The 19891-nt window shown below is 47.5% G+C and carries 21 protein-coding genes; 8 read left to right on the top strand and 13 right to left on the bottom strand.

Annotation, left to right across the window (positions count from 1 at the left end):
- Positions 1-7: 7 nt before the first annotated feature.
- The 13 genes from AC2204_RS01985 to AC2204_RS01925 all read right to left on the bottom strand — a co-directional run bounded on the left by AC2204_RS01985 (position 8) and on the right by AC2204_RS01925 (position 11513).
- Positions 8-1132, bottom strand: a complete 1125-nt coding sequence (locus tag AC2204_RS01985) for a flagellar hook-length control protein FliK (protein WP_318923684.1) — start codon at positions 1130-1132, stop codon at positions 8-10.
- Between the two features lie 3 nt (positions 1133-1135).
- Entirely contained in the window at positions 1136-1438 is a 303-nt protein-coding gene (locus AC2204_RS01980; RefSeq protein ID WP_318923683.1) for a hypothetical protein, read from the bottom strand.
- Positions 1431-1820: a flagellar export chaperone FliS gene (gene fliS / locus AC2204_RS01975; protein WP_318923681.1), complete on the bottom strand. Its 390-nt coding sequence runs from the start codon at positions 1818-1820 to the stop codon at positions 1431-1433. The genes AC2204_RS01980 and fliS overlap by 8 nt, the downstream gene beginning before the upstream one ends.
- A gap of 11 nt (positions 1821-1831) precedes the next feature.
- A complete protein-coding gene (gene fliD, locus AC2204_RS01970) occupies positions 1832-3169 on the bottom strand; it encodes a flagellar filament capping protein FliD (protein WP_318923680.1) in 1338 nt (445 codons plus the stop codon).
- A 316-nt stretch (positions 3170-3485) separates the two neighbouring features.
- Positions 3486-4334, bottom strand: a complete 849-nt coding sequence (gene lafA, locus AC2204_RS01965; RefSeq protein ID WP_318923679.1) for a lateral flagellin LafA — start codon at positions 4332-4334, stop codon at positions 3486-3488.
- A gap of 109 nt (positions 4335-4443) precedes the next feature.
- A complete protein-coding gene (locus AC2204_RS01960) occupies positions 4444-5250 on the bottom strand; it encodes a hypothetical protein (RefSeq protein ID WP_318923678.1) in 807 nt (268 codons plus the stop codon).
- Entirely contained in the window at positions 5243-7336 is a 2094-nt protein-coding gene (gene flhA, locus AC2204_RS01955; RefSeq protein ID WP_318923676.1) for a flagellar biosynthesis protein FlhA, read from the bottom strand. Before flhA ends, AC2204_RS01960 begins: the two co-directional genes overlap by 8 nt.
- Positions 7337-7359: 23 nt before the next feature.
- Positions 7360-8487, bottom strand: a complete 1128-nt coding sequence (gene flhB / locus AC2204_RS01950) for a flagellar biosynthesis protein FlhB (protein WP_318923675.1) — start codon at positions 8485-8487, stop codon at positions 7360-7362.
- Entirely contained in the window at positions 8484-9263 is a 780-nt protein-coding gene (fliR, locus tag AC2204_RS01945; protein ID WP_413466649.1) for a flagellar biosynthetic protein FliR, read from the bottom strand. Before fliR ends, flhB begins: the two co-directional genes overlap by 4 nt.
- Entirely contained in the window at positions 9263-9532 is a 270-nt protein-coding gene (gene fliQ / locus AC2204_RS01940; RefSeq protein WP_318923673.1) for a flagellar biosynthesis protein FliQ, read from the bottom strand. Before fliQ ends, fliR begins: the two co-directional genes overlap by 1 nt.
- Before the next feature lie 9 nt (positions 9533-9541).
- Entirely contained in the window at positions 9542-10288 is a 747-nt protein-coding gene (gene fliP / locus AC2204_RS01935; RefSeq protein WP_318923672.1) for a flagellar type III secretion system pore protein FliP, read from the bottom strand.
- A gap of 3 nt (positions 10289-10291) precedes the next feature.
- Positions 10292-10681: a flagellar motor switch protein FliN gene (gene fliN, locus AC2204_RS01930; RefSeq protein ID WP_318923671.1), complete on the bottom strand. Its 390-nt coding sequence runs from the start codon at positions 10679-10681 to the stop codon at positions 10292-10294.
- 4 nt (positions 10682-10685) lie between these two features.
- On the bottom strand, positions 10686-11513 hold the full coding sequence (locus AC2204_RS01925; protein WP_318923669.1) for a FliM/FliN family flagellar motor C-terminal domain-containing protein: 828 nt from the start codon (positions 11511-11513) through the stop codon (positions 10686-10688).
- A gap of 512 nt (positions 11514-12025) precedes the next feature.
- Here AC2204_RS01925 and AC2204_RS01920 point away from each other — a divergent pair.
- From AC2204_RS01920 to fliJ, 8 genes are read left to right on the top strand one after another with little or no spacing between them, the layout of a single operon-like run.
- Positions 12026-12916 carry a MotY family protein gene (locus AC2204_RS01920; RefSeq protein ID WP_318923668.1) on the top strand — a complete coding sequence of 297 codons (891 nt, stop codon included), beginning with the start codon at positions 12026-12028 and terminating at the stop codon, positions 12914-12916.
- Complete coding sequence (locus AC2204_RS01915; protein ID WP_318923667.1) at positions 12916-14244, top strand: sigma-54-dependent transcriptional regulator; 1329 nt, start codon at positions 12916-12918, stop codon at positions 14242-14244. The genes AC2204_RS01920 and AC2204_RS01915 overlap by 1 nt, the downstream gene beginning before the upstream one ends.
- 12 nt (positions 14245-14256) lie before the next feature.
- Complete coding sequence (fliE, locus tag AC2204_RS01910; protein WP_318923666.1) at positions 14257-14622, top strand: flagellar hook-basal body complex protein FliE; 366 nt, start codon at positions 14257-14259, stop codon at positions 14620-14622.
- Between the two features lie 54 nt (positions 14623-14676).
- The gene (gene fliF, locus AC2204_RS01905) at positions 14677-16347 is read left to right on the top strand and encodes a flagellar basal-body MS-ring/collar protein FliF (protein WP_318923931.1); all 1671 of its coding nucleotides are present in this window, start codon (positions 14677-14679) and stop codon (positions 16345-16347) included.
- The gene (locus AC2204_RS01900) at positions 16316-17344 is read left to right on the top strand and encodes a flagellar motor switch protein FliG (protein ID WP_318923665.1); all 1029 of its coding nucleotides are present in this window, start codon (positions 16316-16318) and stop codon (positions 17342-17344) included. The genes fliF and AC2204_RS01900 overlap by 32 nt, the downstream gene beginning before the upstream one ends.
- Before the next feature lie 3 nt (positions 17345-17347).
- Complete coding sequence (fliH, locus tag AC2204_RS01895) at positions 17348-18112, top strand: flagellar assembly protein FliH (RefSeq protein ID WP_318923663.1); 765 nt, start codon at positions 17348-17350, stop codon at positions 18110-18112.
- The gene (gene fliI / locus AC2204_RS01890) at positions 18105-19460 is read left to right on the top strand and encodes a flagellar protein export ATPase FliI (protein ID WP_318923662.1); all 1356 of its coding nucleotides are present in this window, start codon (positions 18105-18107) and stop codon (positions 19458-19460) included. Before fliH ends, fliI begins: the two co-directional genes overlap by 8 nt.
- Positions 19457-19891, top strand: a complete 435-nt coding sequence (gene fliJ, locus AC2204_RS01885; protein ID WP_318923661.1) for a flagellar export protein FliJ — start codon at positions 19457-19459, stop codon at positions 19889-19891. Before fliI ends, fliJ begins: the two co-directional genes overlap by 4 nt.

Raw genomic sequence — 19891 nt, 5'->3', positions numbered from 1 at the left:
TCCTTTACTAGGCTTTTGTAGAAAGCCAATGTTCTGAGGTTGTATTGATTGTTGCGTCTGTCAGCACATCGGCAGACAGGATTGCAGGTTGGTATTCGTCGTCAGGTTGAGCTTGGTGCTGTGAAGGCTGTCCTCGCTCACCATCGCCAACGTTGACGTCGACATGGACAAATTGCTGTTGTTGCAATTCAAGTCGCAGACGCTCAGAAACCTGAGCCAACGCATCGCGAATAGCGCCATGAGCAGCGTTAATTTGTACGTTCAGGCGATCACCGTCGACCCGAATAATCAAGTCCAGCTTGCCAAGATCGGGTGGGTCAAGACGGATACGAGCTTCCTGCATATTCTGGCTGGCCTGCAATGTGACCCGGTCTTGTAAAACCTGCAGCATTTGCTCGCCCCATTTACCGGGTGAAGAGTCCATCTGAAGATTGGCCCAAACCGCTCTCGGTTGAGCAGCTTCTGCCGGTGATGATGAGATGGCTGCTTGCAGGGTGGCAGACTGGCCAGCATGAATCTGTCCCTCTACTTGTTGTGGCAGGGGAAGAGTGATTTGGGGCAATGAACCTGTCTCGGTTTTTATCGAGAGCAATTGATTCATTTTACTGCTGAATGGTTCTCCGGCATGACGGGTGTGACTGTTTTCCTGCACCGAGCCTGACGGCAATAATTGCTGTTCAGCAACGTGACTCAAGCTTTGAAGCTCTGGTGATTTTACGTTGCTGCCGAAGCCGTTGATGAACAAGTCGACTTTGGCGTTATTCCCGCTGGCTTCAGTACGGTTTGCTGTGAAGGCAGGGTTGACAGAATTGGTCTGTGGTGAGAATCCCAGGGTACTTGTCGCGGAGTACTGCCCAATCAGTGGCGCTTGCGTACTGGGCTCAGAAGGCAAATTCTCAGCAACAGGGGAGGTTCCGTCAGCTGACAGATCTTCCTGCATCTCGAACGTTGACAGGGCCTTATGAGCTAAGTCTGCGAGGGATGAAAAGCCGGTGCTGGCAGAAAACGAAGCGAGGCCTGAAGACTCTTCTCCATTGGCTTGTTTCACTGCATGAACGAGGCTTTTTGTCGCAGATGAAGTATTATCCACTCCAGGTAAACTACCGGAAGCGGTTAGGGTCACGTTAGTCATCTGTTACTCCATGTCCATGGCCAGTTGATAGGCAAGTATCCGCTCTTTTTGCTCAGAGGCTGAATCAATGCTGCCTTTGGCGTTATTTCGGATATCAGTGACTGCTGCTACCGCTTGCTGGTGACACTTTTTCAGCTGATCTAACTCGTCCCGGATCGCGGGAGTTAAAGGCTGGTTGTGACAGGCGCGAAGCAGCGAGCGCAGCCGGAGATCAAGGCTTTTCAGCTCTTGCCACTGTTCGCTTTGTATTGCAGACAATATCTCTTGTTGCATCTGGCGCAGCGTTGCTGGAGTAACGCTACGCATGCTGACCGAATCCTTCCCAGCCCTCGCGGATATTGGTCATGATGCGTTCTACGTTGCCGATCCGTGCCGTATCATTACTGACACTGGCCTGGTAGAGTTCGATTTGGGAGAATTCATAAAGGTCGTGTAAGTTCATCGCGACTTCGCCACCGCTCGACATATCCAGGGCACTATCCAGGCCGATCAAGATATTCATGCATTTGTTAATCGCCTGGCCCTTTTCGGCCAGGCGCTTTGCTTCAATATGCCCCTTGGTGCGGATCAGTTCATTGAGCAGGCCGTCAATCAGCATGAGCACCAATTGATGCGGAGAAGCGGAAGCTGCCTGGGCATCCAAATCGACGCTTTGATAAGAATCAAAGCCGGAATTTTGCATTAACATGAGAGACTCCTTTACATAAACAGACTGCTGGTCTGGTTCATCTGGTTCATTAACGTGTTCATCTGGGTAAATTGTGCCAGATAGCGGTCGTAAGACATTTGGTACTTACGTTCAAGATTGACTTGCTTGTCGTCGAGACGAGACAGGTTTTGCTGCAGATTATCTTTACGGTTATTAAACTGGCCGTTAGTGAAGTTAAGGAAGGGATCGATAACATCATCAATAGATTCGAGCAGTTGGCCCGCGCCATTAAACATGGCTTCGAGACCGGCACTATCATTAAGCTGAGCACTTTCAAATCGCTCGGTATCGAGTTCCATCTTGCCTTCACGATTTACACTTACCCCGACTTCAAACAGACTTTTACCGTTATATTGCTGTCGTAGCAGTCCGTTAAGCTGGCTTTCAATTGAACGTATCGTTGGGTCGCCAGCCAGAATACCGCGCTGATTTTCATCTGACCCGGTTTTGGTGTGGTCAGCGATGGTAGAAACCAGCGAATTGTAGGCATCAATTAATGTGTTGAGCTGTTCTTTGGTGGCTTCGCTGTCGGCACCGATAGTCAGGTTGATTGGCTGCTCGGCAGCGGCTTGTGCTTTCGTCACCGTAAGGTCAACACCGGTGATCACATCAGAAAAGGTATTTGAACTGCTGGTGAGTGCCAGCCCTGTGCCTTGCGGGCCAAGCCAGATTTTGGCGTCTTGCGGGGTACTGATGTCGGTCAGGTTAGTAAAGGCATCTTCAAACCAGACTTGCCCTGTTCCTGACGCACTGACGTTGATGGTGTTGGCAACCCCCGTTTCGGTGCTGGAAAGCATGAAGTGGGTTTCGCCGTTAGAGCGTACTAACGTCGCATTGACGCCAGGATTAGTACTGTCGTTATTGATTGCGTTTGCTAATTCCGCAAGCGTATTTTTGCCGTCGCCATTACTGTCGACAGTCGATAAATCAAGCGACATGGTTTCACCATTAATGGTGAAATCCAGGGTGCCCGTAGCGGGTACTTCGGTATCGGCGGTAGTACCTCCGGGCATACCGGCAGAAACCTGATGCGCAGTCGCCACCTGCTCAACAAAAACCTGATAGCTGCCACTCAGGGCATTGGCATCGACGTTAGCCGTTAGATTGCCATCCTGCGAAAAAGTAGCGCTGTTTTTAATGATGCTGGCTGTCATGCTGTTCATTTTATCGACAACCGTTCTGAATTCACGCAGTGCCGCTTCAACTTTTCCCAGCGCGGTTAATTGACTTTGGTATTTATCGGCTTGTAGCTGGTATCGATGTTGAAAGGGCTGCACATCATAAGTGGCCAATTGAGTAGCCATCGTAATCGGGTCCATTGAACTCATTGCATAACTCCTTATTTATTTTCTTATATAGGCAAATTACGTGCCAGTTTGAAAGTGCTTGTTACTTATTAAAATTAATCGGTTCAGCATGCTTTACACCTGGGCTGCGGAAGGGTTACTTCCTCTTTTGCTTCCGTACGGTGCTTCCGCCATTCCTATGGGTCCGCGGCGGATACCGGATAGACAATGGAGACTAGTTACATAAGGCGACGGAAAACGGGGGAAATTAATAGCTGGCGGGATAATTGATAGTGGAGCGGAGAAATGAAAAAGCCTCCGTGAAGGAGGCTTTCTGGAGTGGAAGGCTGTACGTTGCTTAGCGAAGCAGTGACATCGCCATACCAGGTAGCTGGTTAGTTTGCGACAGTACCGTTGTACCGGCCTGCATCAGCATTTGGTTCTTGGTCATGTTTGAAGATTCAACCGCAAAATCAGCATCCATCATACGGCCCTTCGCCGCCGAGGTATTTTCTACCATGTTACCAAGGTTGGTGATGGTGTGGTCAAGACGGTTGATTGTTGCACCCAGGCCGGCACGTGCGGCACCAACTTCATTAATCGCTGTTTCTAGCCCGGTCATTGCAGCCGTTGCACCAGCAGCAGTGCCGATATTAAAGGCTGGAACTGTCGTTGATAGCGCAGTATGTGCCGCAATGACATCGGTATCAACGGTCGTCGCTAGGCTTAGAACTTCTGCAGCAGAAGCGCCGATTTGTAGATTCAGGCCACCTGTTTTAATACCAGCACCAGTGATCAGCGCATCGCCTGCATACTTAGTGTTGGTGACAATGTTATTAAGTTCTGCACCAAGTTCGCTAAATTCTTTTTGCATTGCGGTTTGGTCTGCAAGAGTGTTAGTGCCGTTTGCAGACTGAGTCGCCAGATCGTTCATACGGTAAAGGATGTTGGTTGCTTCATCGAATGCACCTTCAGCCGTTTGCAGCATTGAGATACCATCTTGCGAGTTACGCATCGCTACCGACATGCCGCGAGTTTGAGTTTCAAGGCGGTTTGCAATTTGAAGGCCGGCAGCATCGTCAGCAGCCGAATTAATACGGTAACCCGTACTCAGACGTTCCATTGCCGTATTAAGCAGGTTTGAGTTCTTGTTCAGACTATTTTGGGTGACCAGAGACGCGTAATTCGTGTGCATAGATAGAGCCATGGTAGTTCTCCTGATTTATCCATCGGTGTATTGTTAATCTGTGCACTGATTAAAGGCGGACGTAATTAGGAGAACATTAATTTAATTTTTAAAACTTTTATGTTTAATTTTATGTGTCTGAAATTAAATGGATTATTTTTTTGAATGTCGACGTTGGAATATCACTGATATAGCCAAAGTAATAGGTGGCACCCAGTAGTTTAAAATGCATCAACTCATTTTTACTCGCAATTCTTCCCGCTATAAATTGAATATTATGTTTTCGGATAAATTTAATAACAGGGAGCAAGCCGGATTTATTTTCTTTTTCCTGAAGTTTTTGAGAAATTTTAATGGCATCAGGTCGGCATTGTTCAAGAAATGGCAAATATTCAGTTGGGGTATGAATATCAATCCACAGGCTCGGGGCCTTCTTTTGCAATGAGGCTAGGTTGTTCGAGAGGATGCCCTGATCCAGGTTTGCCGTATGCAACTGCAGACAAGGAATGATATGCCGCATCGCTTTCTGGTGGTGGCGGTAAAGTTGCTCAATGAAGGTGTGACCTTGCGGCCAGTGTAAGGTTTCAGCTTGAATGGGCACCACCAGATCGTTAATGACGTCAGGGTGAAAGGTGTCGAGCTGAAAGGTAATGTGTTTGACCGCCAGGTAAAGGCTGTAGATATCGAGGCACAAGGCCATGTCTTCTGACAATGTAAAATTGTAAACGCTCTGCTCGCAGTTACCGCCGAACCGGAGTGTCAGGTGCTGGTACTCTACCTCATTGGTATGGATATTTCGAATTGCCTGACAAACATGGCGTATATCATTGAGTCGAAATGCCTCAATGATAATGCCATCGTCTTGGGTGTCCACCGCCGTGGGGATAAGCTCCGCCACATAATCATATAGCGCTTGATTGCTTGATAAATTAGCCAAGGTTTCCTACCACATTGATCTGTTTATTTTCAGGTACTTCATTATACGAGAGCACCGCTAAACCTTGCGCAAAAGTGCGTGCATAGCGAGACAGTAATGGCCTCAATTGCGGCATTACCAATAGGATAGGTGCCATGCTTTGCTCTTTCATCTGCTGTTTTACCAGCGGTAAATTTTGCTGGAACTGGCTCAGAATATTTGGCTCGATAGGGAAGCTATCGAGAACGATCTGCCCGCTGGCCTGTGCCTGCTGCAGTGACTTCATCAGCATCTGTTCCAGTTCATCAGAAAGGGTATAGACATTCAGGTCTTTACGATCGCCATTGATCAGATTAACCAGGGTGCGGCGCAGGCTGCATCTGATGTCAGCGGCAATCAAGATCGGATCTTTGGTGTTTTCAGCACTTTCCAGCATGGTATTGGCGATCGTTCGGATATCTTTCAGCGGAACCTGATCAACCAGTAATTGGCGGTAGACTTTTAATTGCTGGCTTGGATTTAACGATGTACTCAGGGCTTCTGCCAGTTTGGGAGCCTGCTGTGCCAGGCGGTTATTGATTAAGTCCACATCATCATGGGTGAATAACTCTGCCAGATGGTTTTTCATGATTTTACTGATATGGGTGGCAATAACCGTCGCATCATCCACGACTTGATAGCCCATATTAAGCGCCTTGGCTTTATCATCGTGGCTTATCCACACTGCGGGCAGTTGATAGGCTGGATCTTTACCCAGAATACCGTCAACTTGGCCATAAGTATCACCCACGGCAATGGCCATTAAACGCTCAGATTCAATTTCCCCGCGTTCAATCACTTCGCCTTGTACCGAGATGGTGTAATGGTTCGGCTTCAGGCTCAGATTGTCACGAATACTGACTTCAGGAAGGAGGTATCCCACTTGCTCAGACAGGTTTTTCCGTACCCCGCGGATCCGCTGGGGAAGTGGTGCCCCTTGCTCTTTGTTGACCAGGTGAACCAGGCGAAAACCGAGTGCCAGTGACAGGCTATGAACATGAGGAATGTCATCCCAGGTGAGGAGTTGGTCACTCTCGTGCTGCATGGCAGAGCTGATCGCCTGAATTTCATCGAGTTTATCAGCCTGGATGGGGGCTTTCAGCTGTCGCCAACCTGCAAAGGCGAGTACTGCGGCAAAAGAGAAGAAAGCCAGATGCGGCATGCCTGGTACCAGGCCAATGATCAGCATTACACCCGCGACAGTAAACAACGTTGCCGGAGACGCCAGCAGTTGGTTGTGCATGGTTTGTGCCATGTCGTGGTCGCTGTCATTGATACGCGTCACGATAATAGCCGCAGAGGTTGCCAGTAATAGCGATGGGATCTGAGCAACCAAGCCATCACCAATGGTGAGCAGGGCATAGGTTTTGAACGCCTCAGATATTGCTAAGCCATGTTCAAATACCCCGATGCTGATACCACCAATGATGTTAATAAACAGAATGAGCAAACCTGCAATCGCATCACCACGAACAAATTTCGAAGCACCGTCCATTGAGCCGTAGAAATCAGCTTCATTGGCGACATCTCTGCGGCGTTGTTTGGCTGTGTTCTGATCGATTAATCCGGCATTCAAGTCAGCATCAATGGCCATCTGTTTGCCTGGCATGGCATCAAGGGTAAAACGGGCGGCCACTTCTGAAATACGTTCGCCGCCTTTGGTGATAACCACAAAGTTGATGATCATCAGGATGACAAAGACCACCATGCCGACCACATAGTTACCGCCGATAACAACTTCACCGAAAGCCTGAATGACCTTACCGGCAGCATCGCCACCATTTTGACCTTCTAGTAACACAACGCGGGTGGAAGCCACGTTCAGGGTCAAACGCATTAAGGTGGCAACCAGCAGGATAGTCGGGAAGACAGAGAAGTCGAGCGGACGTTTTGCCGTTGTGCTCACTAACAACACCAGAATTGCCAGCACGATGTTAAAGGTGAATAAGGCATCAAGCAGAATAGGAGGCAGCGGCAGAATCACCATTGCCAGAATCATCAATAAGGCAGCGGAGATTCCCACATTACCGCGATTGAAATTTTTTATAGTGTGTAACCAGTTGAACATGCTTGGTCCTTATTGATACTGCTTTAGTGCTGTAAATGGCGTGGAATAGCAAATTTTGGCAGTGACTGAGGTTTGTCTCCCTGACCTTTGCGGAAGGTTTTCAGCTGTAAGACATAGGTCAGTATATGCGCAACGGCGATATACAATTGGTTTGGTACTGCTTGTTCCAATTGTGTCGTGTGGTAGATAGCACGGGTTAATGGCGGCGAGTTTAACACCTCAACCTGATTTTCACGGGCGATACGCTGAATATGCAAAGCCGTTTCATCGGTACCTTTAGCTACCACAAAAGGGGCATCCGATAGTGCGGGATCATATTTAATCGCGACGGCATAATGGGTCGGATTGGTGATCACGACATCGGCTAGGGGAACGGTTTTCTCAATTTTACGTCGGGCAAACTGTTGCTGGATCTGCCGGATACGCTGTTTAACCTCCGGGCGGCCTTCGTTGTTTTTGTATTCTTCTTTCATTTCATGTTTGGTCATTTTTAGCTGTTTCAGGTGTTCCCAACGTTGATAAGGAATATCCAGCAGGCCAAAAATAAGCAGAGCGATCCCCATGCGTAAGACGCCATCGAACAGGACGGTCAAGATCATGATCACACCTTGCTGCAGCGGCAGGCTCTGCATTGCCAGTAACTGGGCCAGGTTACTTTCAAGATAGTGGTAAAGCAGACTGAAAATCACCGCAACCTTGAGCGACGATTTCAGTAGCTCAACCAGCGAGCGGGTCGAGAATATCCGCTTGATACCGGAAAGCGGATTAATTTTAGACAGCTTTGGCAGAACGCTCGCGGGATGAAACAGCCACCCGCCAACAATCAGGCTACTACCGATTGTGGCGACCAAGATCACCACAAATAGTGGCAGTAACAGTTCGATGAGGATCCCAAGGCTATTTCCCAGGTGTTCAATCGCTTGCCACGGGTTATCTAAATCGGCTCGGGAAAGGCTCATATTAAAGCGAAACACGCCGGAAATGCTTTGCCAGATTGTCTGAAACTGAGTCTGGAAAAATAGGCAGACAATCAAGAATATGACCGCCGTCGTTAATTCTTTGCCGCGGGCGATTTGGCCTTCATTACGGGCTTTCTGAATTTTCTGTTGGGACGGCTTTTCTGTTTTGTCCTGGGCACTGTCGTCGCTCATGCTCCCCCCATCATGAAAAGGCGCAGTTGTTGCAGGCTGACATGAACCAGTTCAGTGTAGCGGGTCGGTACCCCACTGATTGACAGTAATATGCTAAATAGCCCTAGTAACATCGTCATCGGAAAGCCTAAAGCATAAACATTCAGGCTCGGGGCGGCGCGATTCATCACCCCGAAACTGATGTTAGCCAGCAGCATTGAAACAATGGCGGGCAGTGCCAACGCCAGTGCTGAGGCAAACATCCAGCCAAACATATTGATAACGAGCTCCAATGACGGCCCTGTCAAGCCGGAACCAACAGGCCAGACCCGAAAACTTTCGACCAGAATATCGATAATCAATAGGTGACCTTCTAAAGCCAGAAATAGCAACGTGCAAAAAATCAGGAACATGCGGCCAAGAATAGCGACAGACAGACCATTAACCGGATCATTCATCACTGCCATGCCAAGGCCCATTTGTAGTGAAATAATTTGGCCTAGCGTGGTCATGACTGAAAACAGTAAATGGACGATAAAACCGAAGAACAGCCCCCACACGGCTTGTTCAAATGCGAGAATAATGGCTTTCAGTGACAGGGGATCAATGGCTGGCATGGCAGGCATCAGCGGAGCAGTAATCACCACCAAAGACAGCACCAGCAACGCTCTGATCCAAACGGGAATGATAGCATCACCAAAAAATGGCATAGCCAGCAGGGCGGCGCCCATCCGAAAGAAGGGCCACCATAATTGACCTAACCAGGCGGTGATGTCGGCAAAGCTCAGTTGCAGCATTAGCCTATCATCCCGGGAATGTTGTGAAACAGGTAATCAAATAAATCGAGAATTTTACGCAACATCCAGTGACCTGCAAAAATTACCATCAGCAGAGTAACCAGCAGTCGCGGCAGAAAGCTTAAGGTCTGTTCATTGATTTGGGTTGCGGCCTGAAAGACGGCGATCAGTAGGCCGACACATAGACCTGGTACTATCAGCACCATTACTATCATGATGATCTGCCAGACAGCATTGGAGAACAGGGTAACGGCTAGCTCGGGCGTCATGAATCTCTCCTAGCCGAAGCTGGCTGACAAGGTGCCAACCGTCATTGCCCAGCCATCAGCGAGGACAAATACTATCAGCTTGAATGGCAGCGAAATAATCAGTGGTGATAACATCATCATCCCCATAGCCATCAAGACACTGGCAACGACCAGATCAATAATCAGAAAAGGGATAAACAACATAAACCCAATCTGGAATGCGGTTTTCAGCTCACTGATGACAAAGGCGGGCAATATCACGGCAAAGGAAATATCATCGACCTGCTGATCCAGCGGTTCATTGGCAATGCGCAGCATCTGCTCCAATGAGCTTTGCTGGGTTTGGTGCAACATAAACGCCCGCACGGGTTTTTCCGCGACAGAAAAGGCTTGCATCAGAGTGATATCGCCATTGTCATATGGGAGAAAAGCATTGTCGTAGACGTCGGTCCAGACCGGACGCATAATCAATATAGTCAGTGCCAGAGTGATCCCGACCAGTACCCGGTTAGGTGGACTTTGCTGCAACCCAAGCGCTTGGCGTAAAATGGCTAACACAATAATAATTCGTGTGAAACTGGTTGCCATTAGCAGAAAGGCCGGAAGAAAGCTGAGAGCAGTCATCAGCAGCAGGATCTGCAATTTAACACTGTATTCCTGCTCAGTTTGACCATCGGTAACGGTCAGGAATGCCAGGCCATTCGGCTCTGCTGCGAATGACTGGAAACTGACTAAACCCAGTAGCAGAATTAAAAGTGGAAGCCAACGCTTAGGCATAGATCAGCTATCCATCGAGCTAAGCGGTGAGTCAACAATATCGATCAACCGCAGGCCATACTTCTCATTAACGACAACAACTTCAGCATGGCCCATGAGTGAACCGTTAACTTTGACATCTAAGGGTTCGCCATTGAGCTTATCGAGTTCAATGATGCTGCCTTCACCGGCTTTCATTAAGTCGCCAAGCGGAATTTCTGTACTGGACACTTCAAGAGTGACCGTGACCGGAATTTTCTTAAAGAAACTGATATCGCGAGTGGGTATTGTTTTTGCCGGGGTGAAAATAAAGTCAGAGCTGTCTTCGGCATCAGAATCCAGCTGTTCCAGTTGCAGATCATCAAAGTTGAGATCGTCGGTATCGAATGTAGGTTGATCTTTCATGTTGTCCATTGAGTTAATCCTTTACATTGTTCAAAATCAGAACGAGTTGACCATTCTGTTCAGCGACTCGCGCACTAAACAGCTGTTCCTGACCAACACTGACCGGTACGTTACTAAGTAAATCAATGTCGATGATGTCATTAGGTTGCAGATTGAGAACCTGATCTAAGGGCATGGTTTTCTGGCAAAGTCTGGCATTCACTCTGACCGGTGTGTGTTCAAGAGCACGTTTAAAGGCTTTATCAATTGGTTTTGCAGGCTCCTGATCCAATTCATTAATCAGAGTCTGGACCAGGGTGGCATCAAAATAAGCCGTTAGTTCAGCACTTGAATCTTGGAAGGTGATATTAAAGCGAGCACTCAATCCAACCCCTTCACTGATAGCGGAGTCAACAGGCTCCCACATTTCTTCTGGCGCAACATGTTGAGCGATTATCTGCCCAATACGTTGCTGTAAACGCATGTCACTGCTTGTAATCTTTGATTTTTCGACATCAGAGTTACGCGCAATATCAGCACTATAAAAACTGTCTGCCATGGTCAGCAACAGCTGCTCAGAGAGATGGGAATTCAGCAAGCCACCAAGTTGATGTTGAAAGACAGCTGCTGGATGACTAAATGTTTCGCTATTAGCTCTATTCAGTTCAATATCAATCAAACTGACAGAGAGTGCGTTATTTTTAATCCATCGTTGTAACTCATGAGTAAGCGACGAAGATGCTTGTAAAAGGATCTGCTTCAGTTCTTCTCTTACGATATGAATCGGTCGTCCCAAAAGTTCAACATTTAAAGCTGGATATTGTTGGGTATTTTCAAGCTCAATTAATTTTATTTTTGGCATGAGATACATAATTCATATGAAATTGGTTTAAATATGATTTTGTTTTTAAATTATATTTAAACAATGGTTTGATACTTTATAAGACTCAGTTTAGCCTGATGTATTTGTTATACTTTAGCTTTTGTTTTCTATTTTGTGACTTTCGTCCATATGTTGTTTATAAGTTTGTGTTTATGGTTTTATTAGTTTTATTAATAACTGACACTATATAAGCTAGGCGTATGTCGGAGATACTTAGAACGGCGAGGTTTGTTTTTAAGTTGTTGTTTTTGTTTAAATTTATACTGATTGATTGTTTTTCGCTCTTTGCGTTTGATTTTAAACCTAAGCGTCAGGCAAATGTCATGTGAATGTCAAAAATAAGTCTTATCATGAATTTCGAACGATAATAAAATACGTTGAGTGCACTTTGTCCGATGCATGTTTAGGCCGTGTTCTGGTCATAAACAAGCTACCGTCAAGGTCCGGTTAATAAATTAAATTAATAACTTTCGAGATGATTCAGCGAGGGTATGCTCGTGCGTATTATGTTTGACAAAAAAATTGGACTGTTACTACTTTTGTTAAAAATTAGTGCGGTTAGTGCACAAAATATATCAATACCCATGGATTTAGTTAAATGGGAATATAAAGGCGACCAGTTTCAGTGTTTATTAAATCAAAATGTAAATAAATTTAGGCAATTAACGTTTATAGCTGAGCCGAATGACAAATTGACGTTGAAAGTTGAGAACAGCCAGATTCTGAAGCACATTGATAGTGCCAGTTTATATATCTCGGACGCGCCATGGGCTGTTGAAAATAAACCGGTTCTGATTGGTACCGGGCAGGTGGCGGCACCCCATGTATTAACGTTTGACCAGTCTGTTGGTGAGTTATTACGCGCCATGTCTAATGGGAAATGGGGTCAGTATGTTATCTCCTATCGTTCGCAGTCCGAGCCGGTATCGGTTGAGTTACCCAGTATCCGGATCACCGAACCACTGAATCAGTTTAATCGCTGCCGCTCTTCGTTACCCGCTATGTCTTACAAGCAAGCGAGAGATATGGTGTTAAGTTTTGAACTAGGGCAGCGAGTTGTCGATAAGCGGCAGAAACACTCACTAGTACAGCTGGCAGACTATGTCAAAGCGGATAAAAAAGTTCGTAACATCTTGATTGACGGGCATACCGACAATGTGGGTCCCTCTCTGGCTAACTTGCAGATTTCAAAAGTGCGCGCCGATGATGTCGCCAGCATACTGGAAGAGGCGGGTGTTAAACCTTCCCTGCTTGAAGTACGTTCTCATGGTTCGCGTTATCCGGTTGCGGGAAATACAACTGATGAAGGCAAGGCGTTGAATCGCAGAGTCACTGTGAGAGTTATCCGAAGTGCACCAAACGAAGAAAGTAAGGTCCACTGATGCGAAATAAAACCGTTCAGCTGATTGAGCCGAACCTTAAAGTCGCCGCTCAAATAACGAGTGTCTTAGAACAAGCTGGCTATCAGGTCAACCATACTCCTGACGGACGATTGGTACCGAATGCCCGGATTACATTGGTCAGCTCAACGCTGCCTGATATGAGCCTGACAGAGTGGATACGATTGAGTCAAGCTAAGACGGGGAATGGGCGACCGATAGCGATAGCAATTGTCGAGCAAAATGAAGGCTTGCTTGCTGCCGAGGCGATGAAAGCAGGAGCAACGGATTATTTACTCAAACCGTTTGAGGCAAACCAGCTTACAAGCTTGCTTCGGCGGGTTGAAGCGCTGGATAAGCCGATGGCGGATATTGTTGCCGAGTCGTGGCGCAGTAAGCAGATCCTGCAATTAGCGCACCGTGCCGCATGTACCAATGCCAGTGTGTTGATCACTGGTGAATCCGGTACCGGCAAAGAAGTGCTGGCGCGATACGTCCATAATCAGTCAGATCGTTGTGATAAGCCTTTTGTGGCGGTGAACTGTGCCGCGATCCCTGAATCAATGCTCGAGGCGGTCTTATTCGGTCATATGAAAGGTGCATTTACGGGGGCAACGCAAAACCAGACCGGTAAATTTGAAGAGGCCAATGGCGGTACTATCCTGCTGGATGAGATTGCAGAAATGTCACCAGCGCTGCAGGCCAAACTACTGCGTGTATTACAGGAACGCGAGGTTGAACGTGTTGGTAGCCATAAAACGATTAAGCTCGATATCCGAGTTATTGCTGCAACCAATAAAGATCTGCGTGTTGCGGTCAAAGAGGGGGTGTTCCGCGAAGATTTGTACTACCGCCTTGACGTTCTGCCACTTCACTGGCCGCCACTTCGCGAGCGTTCAGATGACATTTTACCGCTTGCTCAATTCTTCATAAACAAATACCAGGCCAACAGTGTTTGCTGTCTGTCTGATGATGCCAGCATGGCTCTTAGACATTACCACTGGCCCGGTAATATTCGTGAGCTGGAAAATGTGATTCAGCGTGCGCTGGTTATGCGTCACGGTGACTTTATTACCGATCACGATCTGATGTTACCGATTGAACAGAATACCGTTCATACGCTGAACAGAGCGCTTCCAAATAACGGCCATATTGAAGCGAAGAAAATGGCGGAATTTCAATATATTATCGACATACTAAAAGAATTTAGCGGTAATCGAACCCAATCAGCCAAAGCCCTTGGTGTAACGACTCGGGCTCTGCGTTATAAGTTAGCGGCAATGCGTGAACAAGGCATTGATCTTCAAGCTGAATTGGGCTCTGCCGCATAATAAGGAGATACAATGGCTACTAATATGATTCAGTTGGCAACATCCGAGCAATTAATGCTAGAAAAAATGCAGCAACTGCAGAGCCGGGCCCAGCCGGAGTTTGTGGTGTCTGCTAACCCGCAGGATCAACTGTTATCGCAAACTCAGCTATCGCCGCCGATTTCATTTGCTGGTGCCATGCATCAGGTGCTGGGGGTGGTGAATAATCATCAGGCGATTGCTAGTGCCAAAATGACGGCAGTAGAAACCGGTAAAAGTGATGATCTGGTTGGCGCAATGGTTGCCAGTCAGAAGGCCAGCCTGTCATTTTCTGCATTGATGCAGGTGCGAAATAAAGTTGTATCTTCTTTTGAAGATGTTATGAAAATGCCGGTGTAAGTTATGAACAATGTAATTTCTCAAACCATACCGCAAGTATCGTCAGGCAGTACGATGACCCAACATGTCGATCGGATAAAAAACTTTTGGCATAGCAGTCAGCGTAACTTAGTGTTATCAGCGGTACTTGCGGCAATAGTTGCAGCCATTATTGTGGTTGCGCTATGGAGTTCCAGCCAGAATTATCGCCCGCTTTATAGCCAGCAGGAACAATTCGATACCGGAGAAATCATTTCGGTATTGGAAACGGAAGGTATTCCGTATCGCTTACAAGAGAAAAACGGCCAGGTGTTGGTTGCTGAAGGGGAAGTGTCACGGATCCGTATGCTACTGGCGGCAAAAGGGATCAAAGCTAAATTACCGACGGGTCTTGATTCGCTGAAAGATGACTCCTCGCTCGGTACCAGCCAGTTCATGGAAACCGCCCGGTATCGTCACGGTCTGGAAGGTGAGTTGGTCCGTACTATTATTGCTTTGAATGCTATCTCAAATGCCCGCGTTCATCTGGCTATTCCTCGTAAGACACTCTTTGTGCGTCATAATAGCGAAGCGCCCTCAGCGTCAGTCATGGTGGAATTGAAACCAGGCGAAGACCTGAAAACCAGTCAGGTTGAAGCGATCATTAATCTGGTGACCGGCAGTGTGACCGGAATGAAACCGGAAAATGTGTCGGTCGTCGATCAGTTTGGTCGTCTACTGAGTGCTGACGTCGGATCTGTCGAAACGGGTAAAGTGAACGCGAAATATCTCGATTACCAGAAGAATTTTGAGAAACAGGTTATCTTGCGTGCGGCCGACATGCTGACACCGATTGTGGGTGCAAGTAATTTCCGGGTTCAGGTTGCTGCGGATCTTGACTTCAGCAGCACTGAAGAAACCAAGGAAATTATCGATACCAGTCCAGTGGTGCGTAACGAACACAGTATTCAGAATAGCTCTATTGATAAGATCGCTCTTGGTATACCGGGCTCACTAAGTAACAAGCCTCCAGTGGTTGAAGACCCATCGGCCGAAGACAGTAAAAATACCAATGAAAGAACGGAAATTAACCGTGAATATGCCGTTGGTAGCAGTGTGCGTCATACCAAATACCAACAAGGGCAGATCAATAAACTAACGGTTTCTGTATTGCTCAATTCGGCTGTTGCACCAAACGGTACCGCTTGGACAGACGAAGAGAAGAGGCAGATCAGCATGATGGTTTCTGATGCCGTCGGTATTTCTGCCCAGCGTGGTGACAATATCAGTCTGATGAGTTTCAACTTCACTCCGATTGAAATTCAGACCACGCCGGAAATCCCTTGGTGGCAAGATCCGACCATACAGCAGCCGATCCGTTATCTGATAGGCGGTATTCTTGGCTTGTCGATGATCTTCTTTGTACTTCGTCCTTTGATCACTCATTTAACTGGCATTGATAAGGTTAAAGATGAACTTGAATTTGCATCACCAGAAAGTGATAAGAACGATGAAGGGCTGGTGCAAACCCGTGCTGAAAGAGAACATGAGAACGCATTGAATCAACGGTTATCAGATCGGGGTATTGAAGCGACAAGTTCAGCGCTGGACGCTAATTATGACATGTTACCGCCACCAGGATCGCCGTTGGAAATTCAGCTGAAACATTTACAGCTGATTGCCAACGAGGAGCCGTCCCGCGTTGCTGAAGTATTAAAACAATGGGTGAATGTGAATGAACAAAGCACACACAATAAAGCCGTCTAAACCACATCAGTTAAATAATGTTGAGAAAACAGCATTAGTGCTGCTGGGGATGGGAGAAGATGCAGCGGCTCAGGTTCTGCGGCATTTTTCTCGCGATGAAGTGCAGCGTGTGACCCGTTCAATGGCAAAACTGAGCGGTATCAAAAGTGAAAACGCTAAGAAGATCATCCAGCACTTTTTTGATGATTTTAGAGAGCATAGCGGTATTCGTGGGGCATCTAAAGAGTACCTGTCGAATACTTTACGCAAAGCGTTAGGGAATGATCTGGCAAAAGGGCTGCTCAATACTATTTATGGTGATGAGTTGCGCAATAACATGCAGCGTCTGCAGTGGGTAGACGCTGAGCTTTTGGCGAAGTTCATCAGTCAGGAACACCCGCAGATGCAGGCTATTTTTCTGGCCTACTTACCGGCTGACAGTTCATCGAATGTGTTATCGAAGATGCCGAGTGACTATCATGATGAGATCATTTATCGGATTGCCCGCTTACAAGAAATTGACCATGAAGTGGCGCAGGACCTGAATGACCTAATAGAACGTTGTATCGAACAGATCTCTGTTAATCACAGTGCGCCTATTTCGGGTGCCAAGCAGGCTGCTGATATTATCAACCGTTTTGACGGCGATCGAAGCCAGTTGATGGAGTTGCTCAAACTTCATGATGAGCAGGTGGTTAGCGACATTGAAGAGAATATGTTTGATTTCGTTATTCTGGCCCGTCAGCGAGAAGCCACGATGGATCGTCTGGTACAGGAAGTAACGGTAGAGTTGTGGTCACTCGCACTTAAAGGTGCTGAAATTAAACTGCAGCAAGCGATTAAACGTTCGATGCCCCAACGAATGGTCAAAACACTGGAAGATGAAATGGCTGTGCGCGGGGCTGTAGCTATCAGCCAAGTAGAAAAGGCCCGCCAGGACATTATGCAACTAGTTCGGGAACTGGCTGCGAACGGTGAAATCGACTTGTTGCTATACCAAGAAGCGACGGTGGAGTAGGTCATGAAAACAGCAAAGGTTATGCGCTTAAACCCGGGCCAGTATCGTTTGCACCGTTTCCCGCCAGTGGCTGAACCAAGACGGGAACCCGATTCTAATAATTTCGACGGTGGCGAGGACAGCTGGCAGGATAACCAATTTGACTTACAGCAACGACTCGAAGAAGGCTTCCAGCAAGGGTTGCAGCAGGGGCATGATGAAGGCCTGCAACAAGGAATAAAACAAGGCCGGCAACAGGGCTTAGTTGATGGACAGAATGAAGGTTTTCAGCAAGGCTTTGTTAAAGGAGAGCAGCTAGGGCGTGAAGGCTTTACGGCTGCAATTCAGCCAGTCAATGAGTTGTACAACAAACTAGCGTTGTGGCATACAGACAAAGAGCGAGAACAGCGCCAACAGATTTGTGATCTGGTACAAAAGGTCGCTCAGCAAGTTATTCGGGCCGAGTTAACGTTAATGCCTCAGCAGATCTTAGCATTGGTAGATGAAACGCTGGAAGCTCTGCCGGGTAAAACGGATCGGGTGGTTGTTCATCTTAATCCGCAAGATCTTGAACGGATCAATAATATCAGTACTGAGCTGCCAAAATCATGGAATTTGGTGGCGAATAAAGATCTTACTATTGGCAGTTGTCAGTTGGTAACTGATCATGCGGAAGCTGATGCCAGTTGCGATGCCCGGCTAGAAACCTGCATGGAAAATGTACGCGAGCATTTGCTGGATGATGAAGTAATAAAATCGGTGATTTCACAGGAGGTCGCAAGTGAATAACGACGTGCTGGCTGATCGTCTGAGTGATGCGATAGCATCTTTGGAGTCGATACCGGTTGCTCGTGTTACCGGGCGGCTGGTCAGAGTCAGCGGTTTGATGCTGCAAGCTGTCGGGTGTCGTTTCAAGCTCGAGCAGCGGTGTCTGGTTGAAGCCGATGATGGCGAAATGATCGAAGCACAGGTTGTTGGTTTCGATCATACAATGACCTATCTGATGCCTGTGCGCCAGCTTGGCGGATTGTATGCGGGCGCGAAGGTTATCCCTCTTGATGGTGACAGCATGGTCAATATTGGTGCTCATTGGCTGGGCCGAGTCGTCAATGGCCTGGGTGATCCATTTGATGAGGGGGGGCCATTGAAAGGGGGGGAACGGGTATCTTTAGAGGCTCGTTCTATTAATCCGTTGAAACGTCGTCCGGTCGATACCCCGCTTGATGTTGGCATTCGTTCCATCAATGCGCTGCTGACCGTTGGTAAAGGACAACGTATCGGCTTAATGGCGGGTAGTGGAGTGGGTAAAAGTGTTCTGCTTGGCATGATCACTAAAAATACTACAGCAGACGTGGTGGTGGTCGGCCTGATTGGTGAGCGCGGCCGAGAAGTCCGTGAATTTATTGAACGCAACCTTGGCCCTGAAGGGTTAAAAAGGGCGATCATCATTGCCGCTCCAGCCGATGAGTCTCCCTTGATGCGACTTCGAGCCACCAAGCTTTGCCATCGGGTTGCTGAATACTTTCGTGATCAGGGCAAAGACGTCTTACTATTAATGGATTCACTGACACGTTATGCCATGGCGCAACGTGAAATTGCACTGTCATTGGGCGAGCCGCCAGTCTCCAGAGGCTATCCGCCCTCGGTCTTCAGCTTATTACCACAGCTGTTAGAGCGGGCGGGGAATAGTGAAAATCAAGATGGCAGCTTAACCGCTATTTATACCGTACTCGCCGAAGGTGATGATCAGCAAGATCCTGTCGTCGATTCAGCCCGGGCTATCTTAGATGGTCACGTGGTGCTGTCGCGTACGCTGGCAGAGCAGGGACATTATCCGGCGATTGATATTAATGCTTCAATCAGTCGCTGTATGAGCAATTGCACCGATAGCTCTCATGTTATGGTCAGCAATCGGTTTCGGCAGTTTAACGCCAATTATCAACAGGTGAAGGAGCTTTTGCCGCTTGGTGGTTATCTCCCCGGCCAGGATCCCGAACTGGATCAGGCGGTAATGATCCAGCCTAAGCTTAAAGCCTTTTTAGTCCAGCAAGTCGATGAAGTAACCGATTATCCAGCCAGTTTAGCCCAGTTAGCCCTGCTGTTTAGTGATCAGCCTGATCCGCAGGCGGCAATATGAATAACATGGTGAAAGCGGTGGGCAAACTGCAGCAATTAGCTGAGAAGGATAGGGAACGGCAGGGAAAGTCTTATAAACTGCATCAGCAGCAAATCGGCTACTTTCAACAACAACTTGATGAATTAAGCCTGCTCAAGTCTGGCAGTAGCGAAGGCTATACAAGCATAGCCAATGGTATAACTCTACAGAATAATACCCGTGTTCAGGTGATGTTGAGCAGAATGATTGATCACCAGCTGCATGAAATGGCAGTTATGGACGCTGAGTGCCAGCGGGCTAAATCCCAGTTGGAAGCAAGCCATGCCAGAGTGAAGGGGCTGGAAACCGTACTTGACCGTTGGAAAGCTAAACAGCAGTATGAGCAGGCTAAAAAAGAGCAGAAACAGATCGAAGATCTTATTAGTGCCCGTTATAAGCGAAAAAGAGTGTAG

Source organism: Photobacterium sp., from assembly GCF_057456235.1.
This window is presented reverse-complemented; position numbering and strand designations above follow the sequence as displayed.

Bases quoted from the DNA above. Each gene is read 5' to 3' on its own strand.
- fliP (WP_318923672.1), bottom strand. From the start codon at position 10,288: ATGCCTAAGCGTTGGCTTCCACTTTTAATTCTGCTACTGGGTTTAGTC.
- flhB (WP_318923675.1), bottom strand. From the start codon at position 8,487: ATGAGCGACGACAGTGCCCAGGACAAAACAGAAAAGCCGTCCCAACAG.
- AC2204_RS01915 (WP_318923667.1), top strand. From the start codon at position 12,916: ATGCGAAATAAAACCGTTCAGCTGATTGAGCCGAACCTTAAAGTCGCC.
- AC2204_RS01980 (WP_318923683.1), bottom strand. From the start codon at position 1,438: ATGCGTAGCGTTACTCCAGCAACGCTGCGCCAGATGCAACAAGAGATA.
- fliN (WP_318923671.1), bottom strand. From the start codon at position 10,681: ATGGACAACATGAAAGATCAACCTACATTCGATACCGACGATCTCAAC.
- AC2204_RS01920 (WP_318923668.1), top strand. From the start codon at position 12,026: ATGCTCGTGCGTATTATGTTTGACAAAAAAATTGGACTGTTACTACTT.
- fliQ (WP_318923673.1), bottom strand. From the start codon at position 9,532: ATGACGCCCGAGCTAGCCGTTACCCTGTTCTCCAATGCTGTCTGGCAG.
- fliR (WP_413466649.1), bottom strand. From the start codon at position 9,263: ATGCTGCAACTGAGCTTTGCCGACATCACCGCCTGGTTAGGTCAATTA.
- AC2204_RS01900 (WP_318923665.1), top strand. From the start codon at position 16,316: ATGAACAAAGCACACACAATAAAGCCGTCTAAACCACATCAGTTAAAT.
- fliD (WP_318923680.1), bottom strand. From the start codon at position 3,169: ATGAGTTCAATGGACCCGATTACGATGGCTACTCAATTGGCCACTTAT.
- AC2204_RS01985 (WP_318923684.1), bottom strand. From the start codon at position 1,132: ATGACTAACGTGACCCTAACCGCTTCCGGTAGTTTACCTGGAGTGGAT.
- fliS (WP_318923681.1), bottom strand. From the start codon at position 1,820: ATGTTAATGCAAAATTCCGGCTTTGATTCTTATCAAAGCGTCGATTTG.
- flhA (WP_318923676.1), bottom strand. From the start codon at position 7,336: ATGTTCAACTGGTTACACACTATAAAAAATTTCAATCGCGGTAATGTG.
- fliJ (WP_318923661.1), top strand. From the start codon at position 19,457: ATGAATAACATGGTGAAAGCGGTGGGCAAACTGCAGCAATTAGCTGAG.
- fliH (WP_318923663.1), top strand. From the start codon at position 17,348: ATGAAAACAGCAAAGGTTATGCGCTTAAACCCGGGCCAGTATCGTTTG.
- fliF (WP_318923931.1), top strand. From the start codon at position 14,677: ATGACCCAACATGTCGATCGGATAAAAAACTTTTGGCATAGCAGTCAG.
- AC2204_RS01925 (WP_318923669.1), bottom strand. From the start codon at position 11,513: ATGCCAAAAATAAAATTAATTGAGCTTGAAAATACCCAACAATATCCA.
- fliE (WP_318923666.1), top strand. From the start codon at position 14,257: ATGGCTACTAATATGATTCAGTTGGCAACATCCGAGCAATTAATGCTA.
- lafA (WP_318923679.1), bottom strand. From the start codon at position 4,334: ATGGCTCTATCTATGCACACGAATTACGCGTCTCTGGTCACCCAAAAT.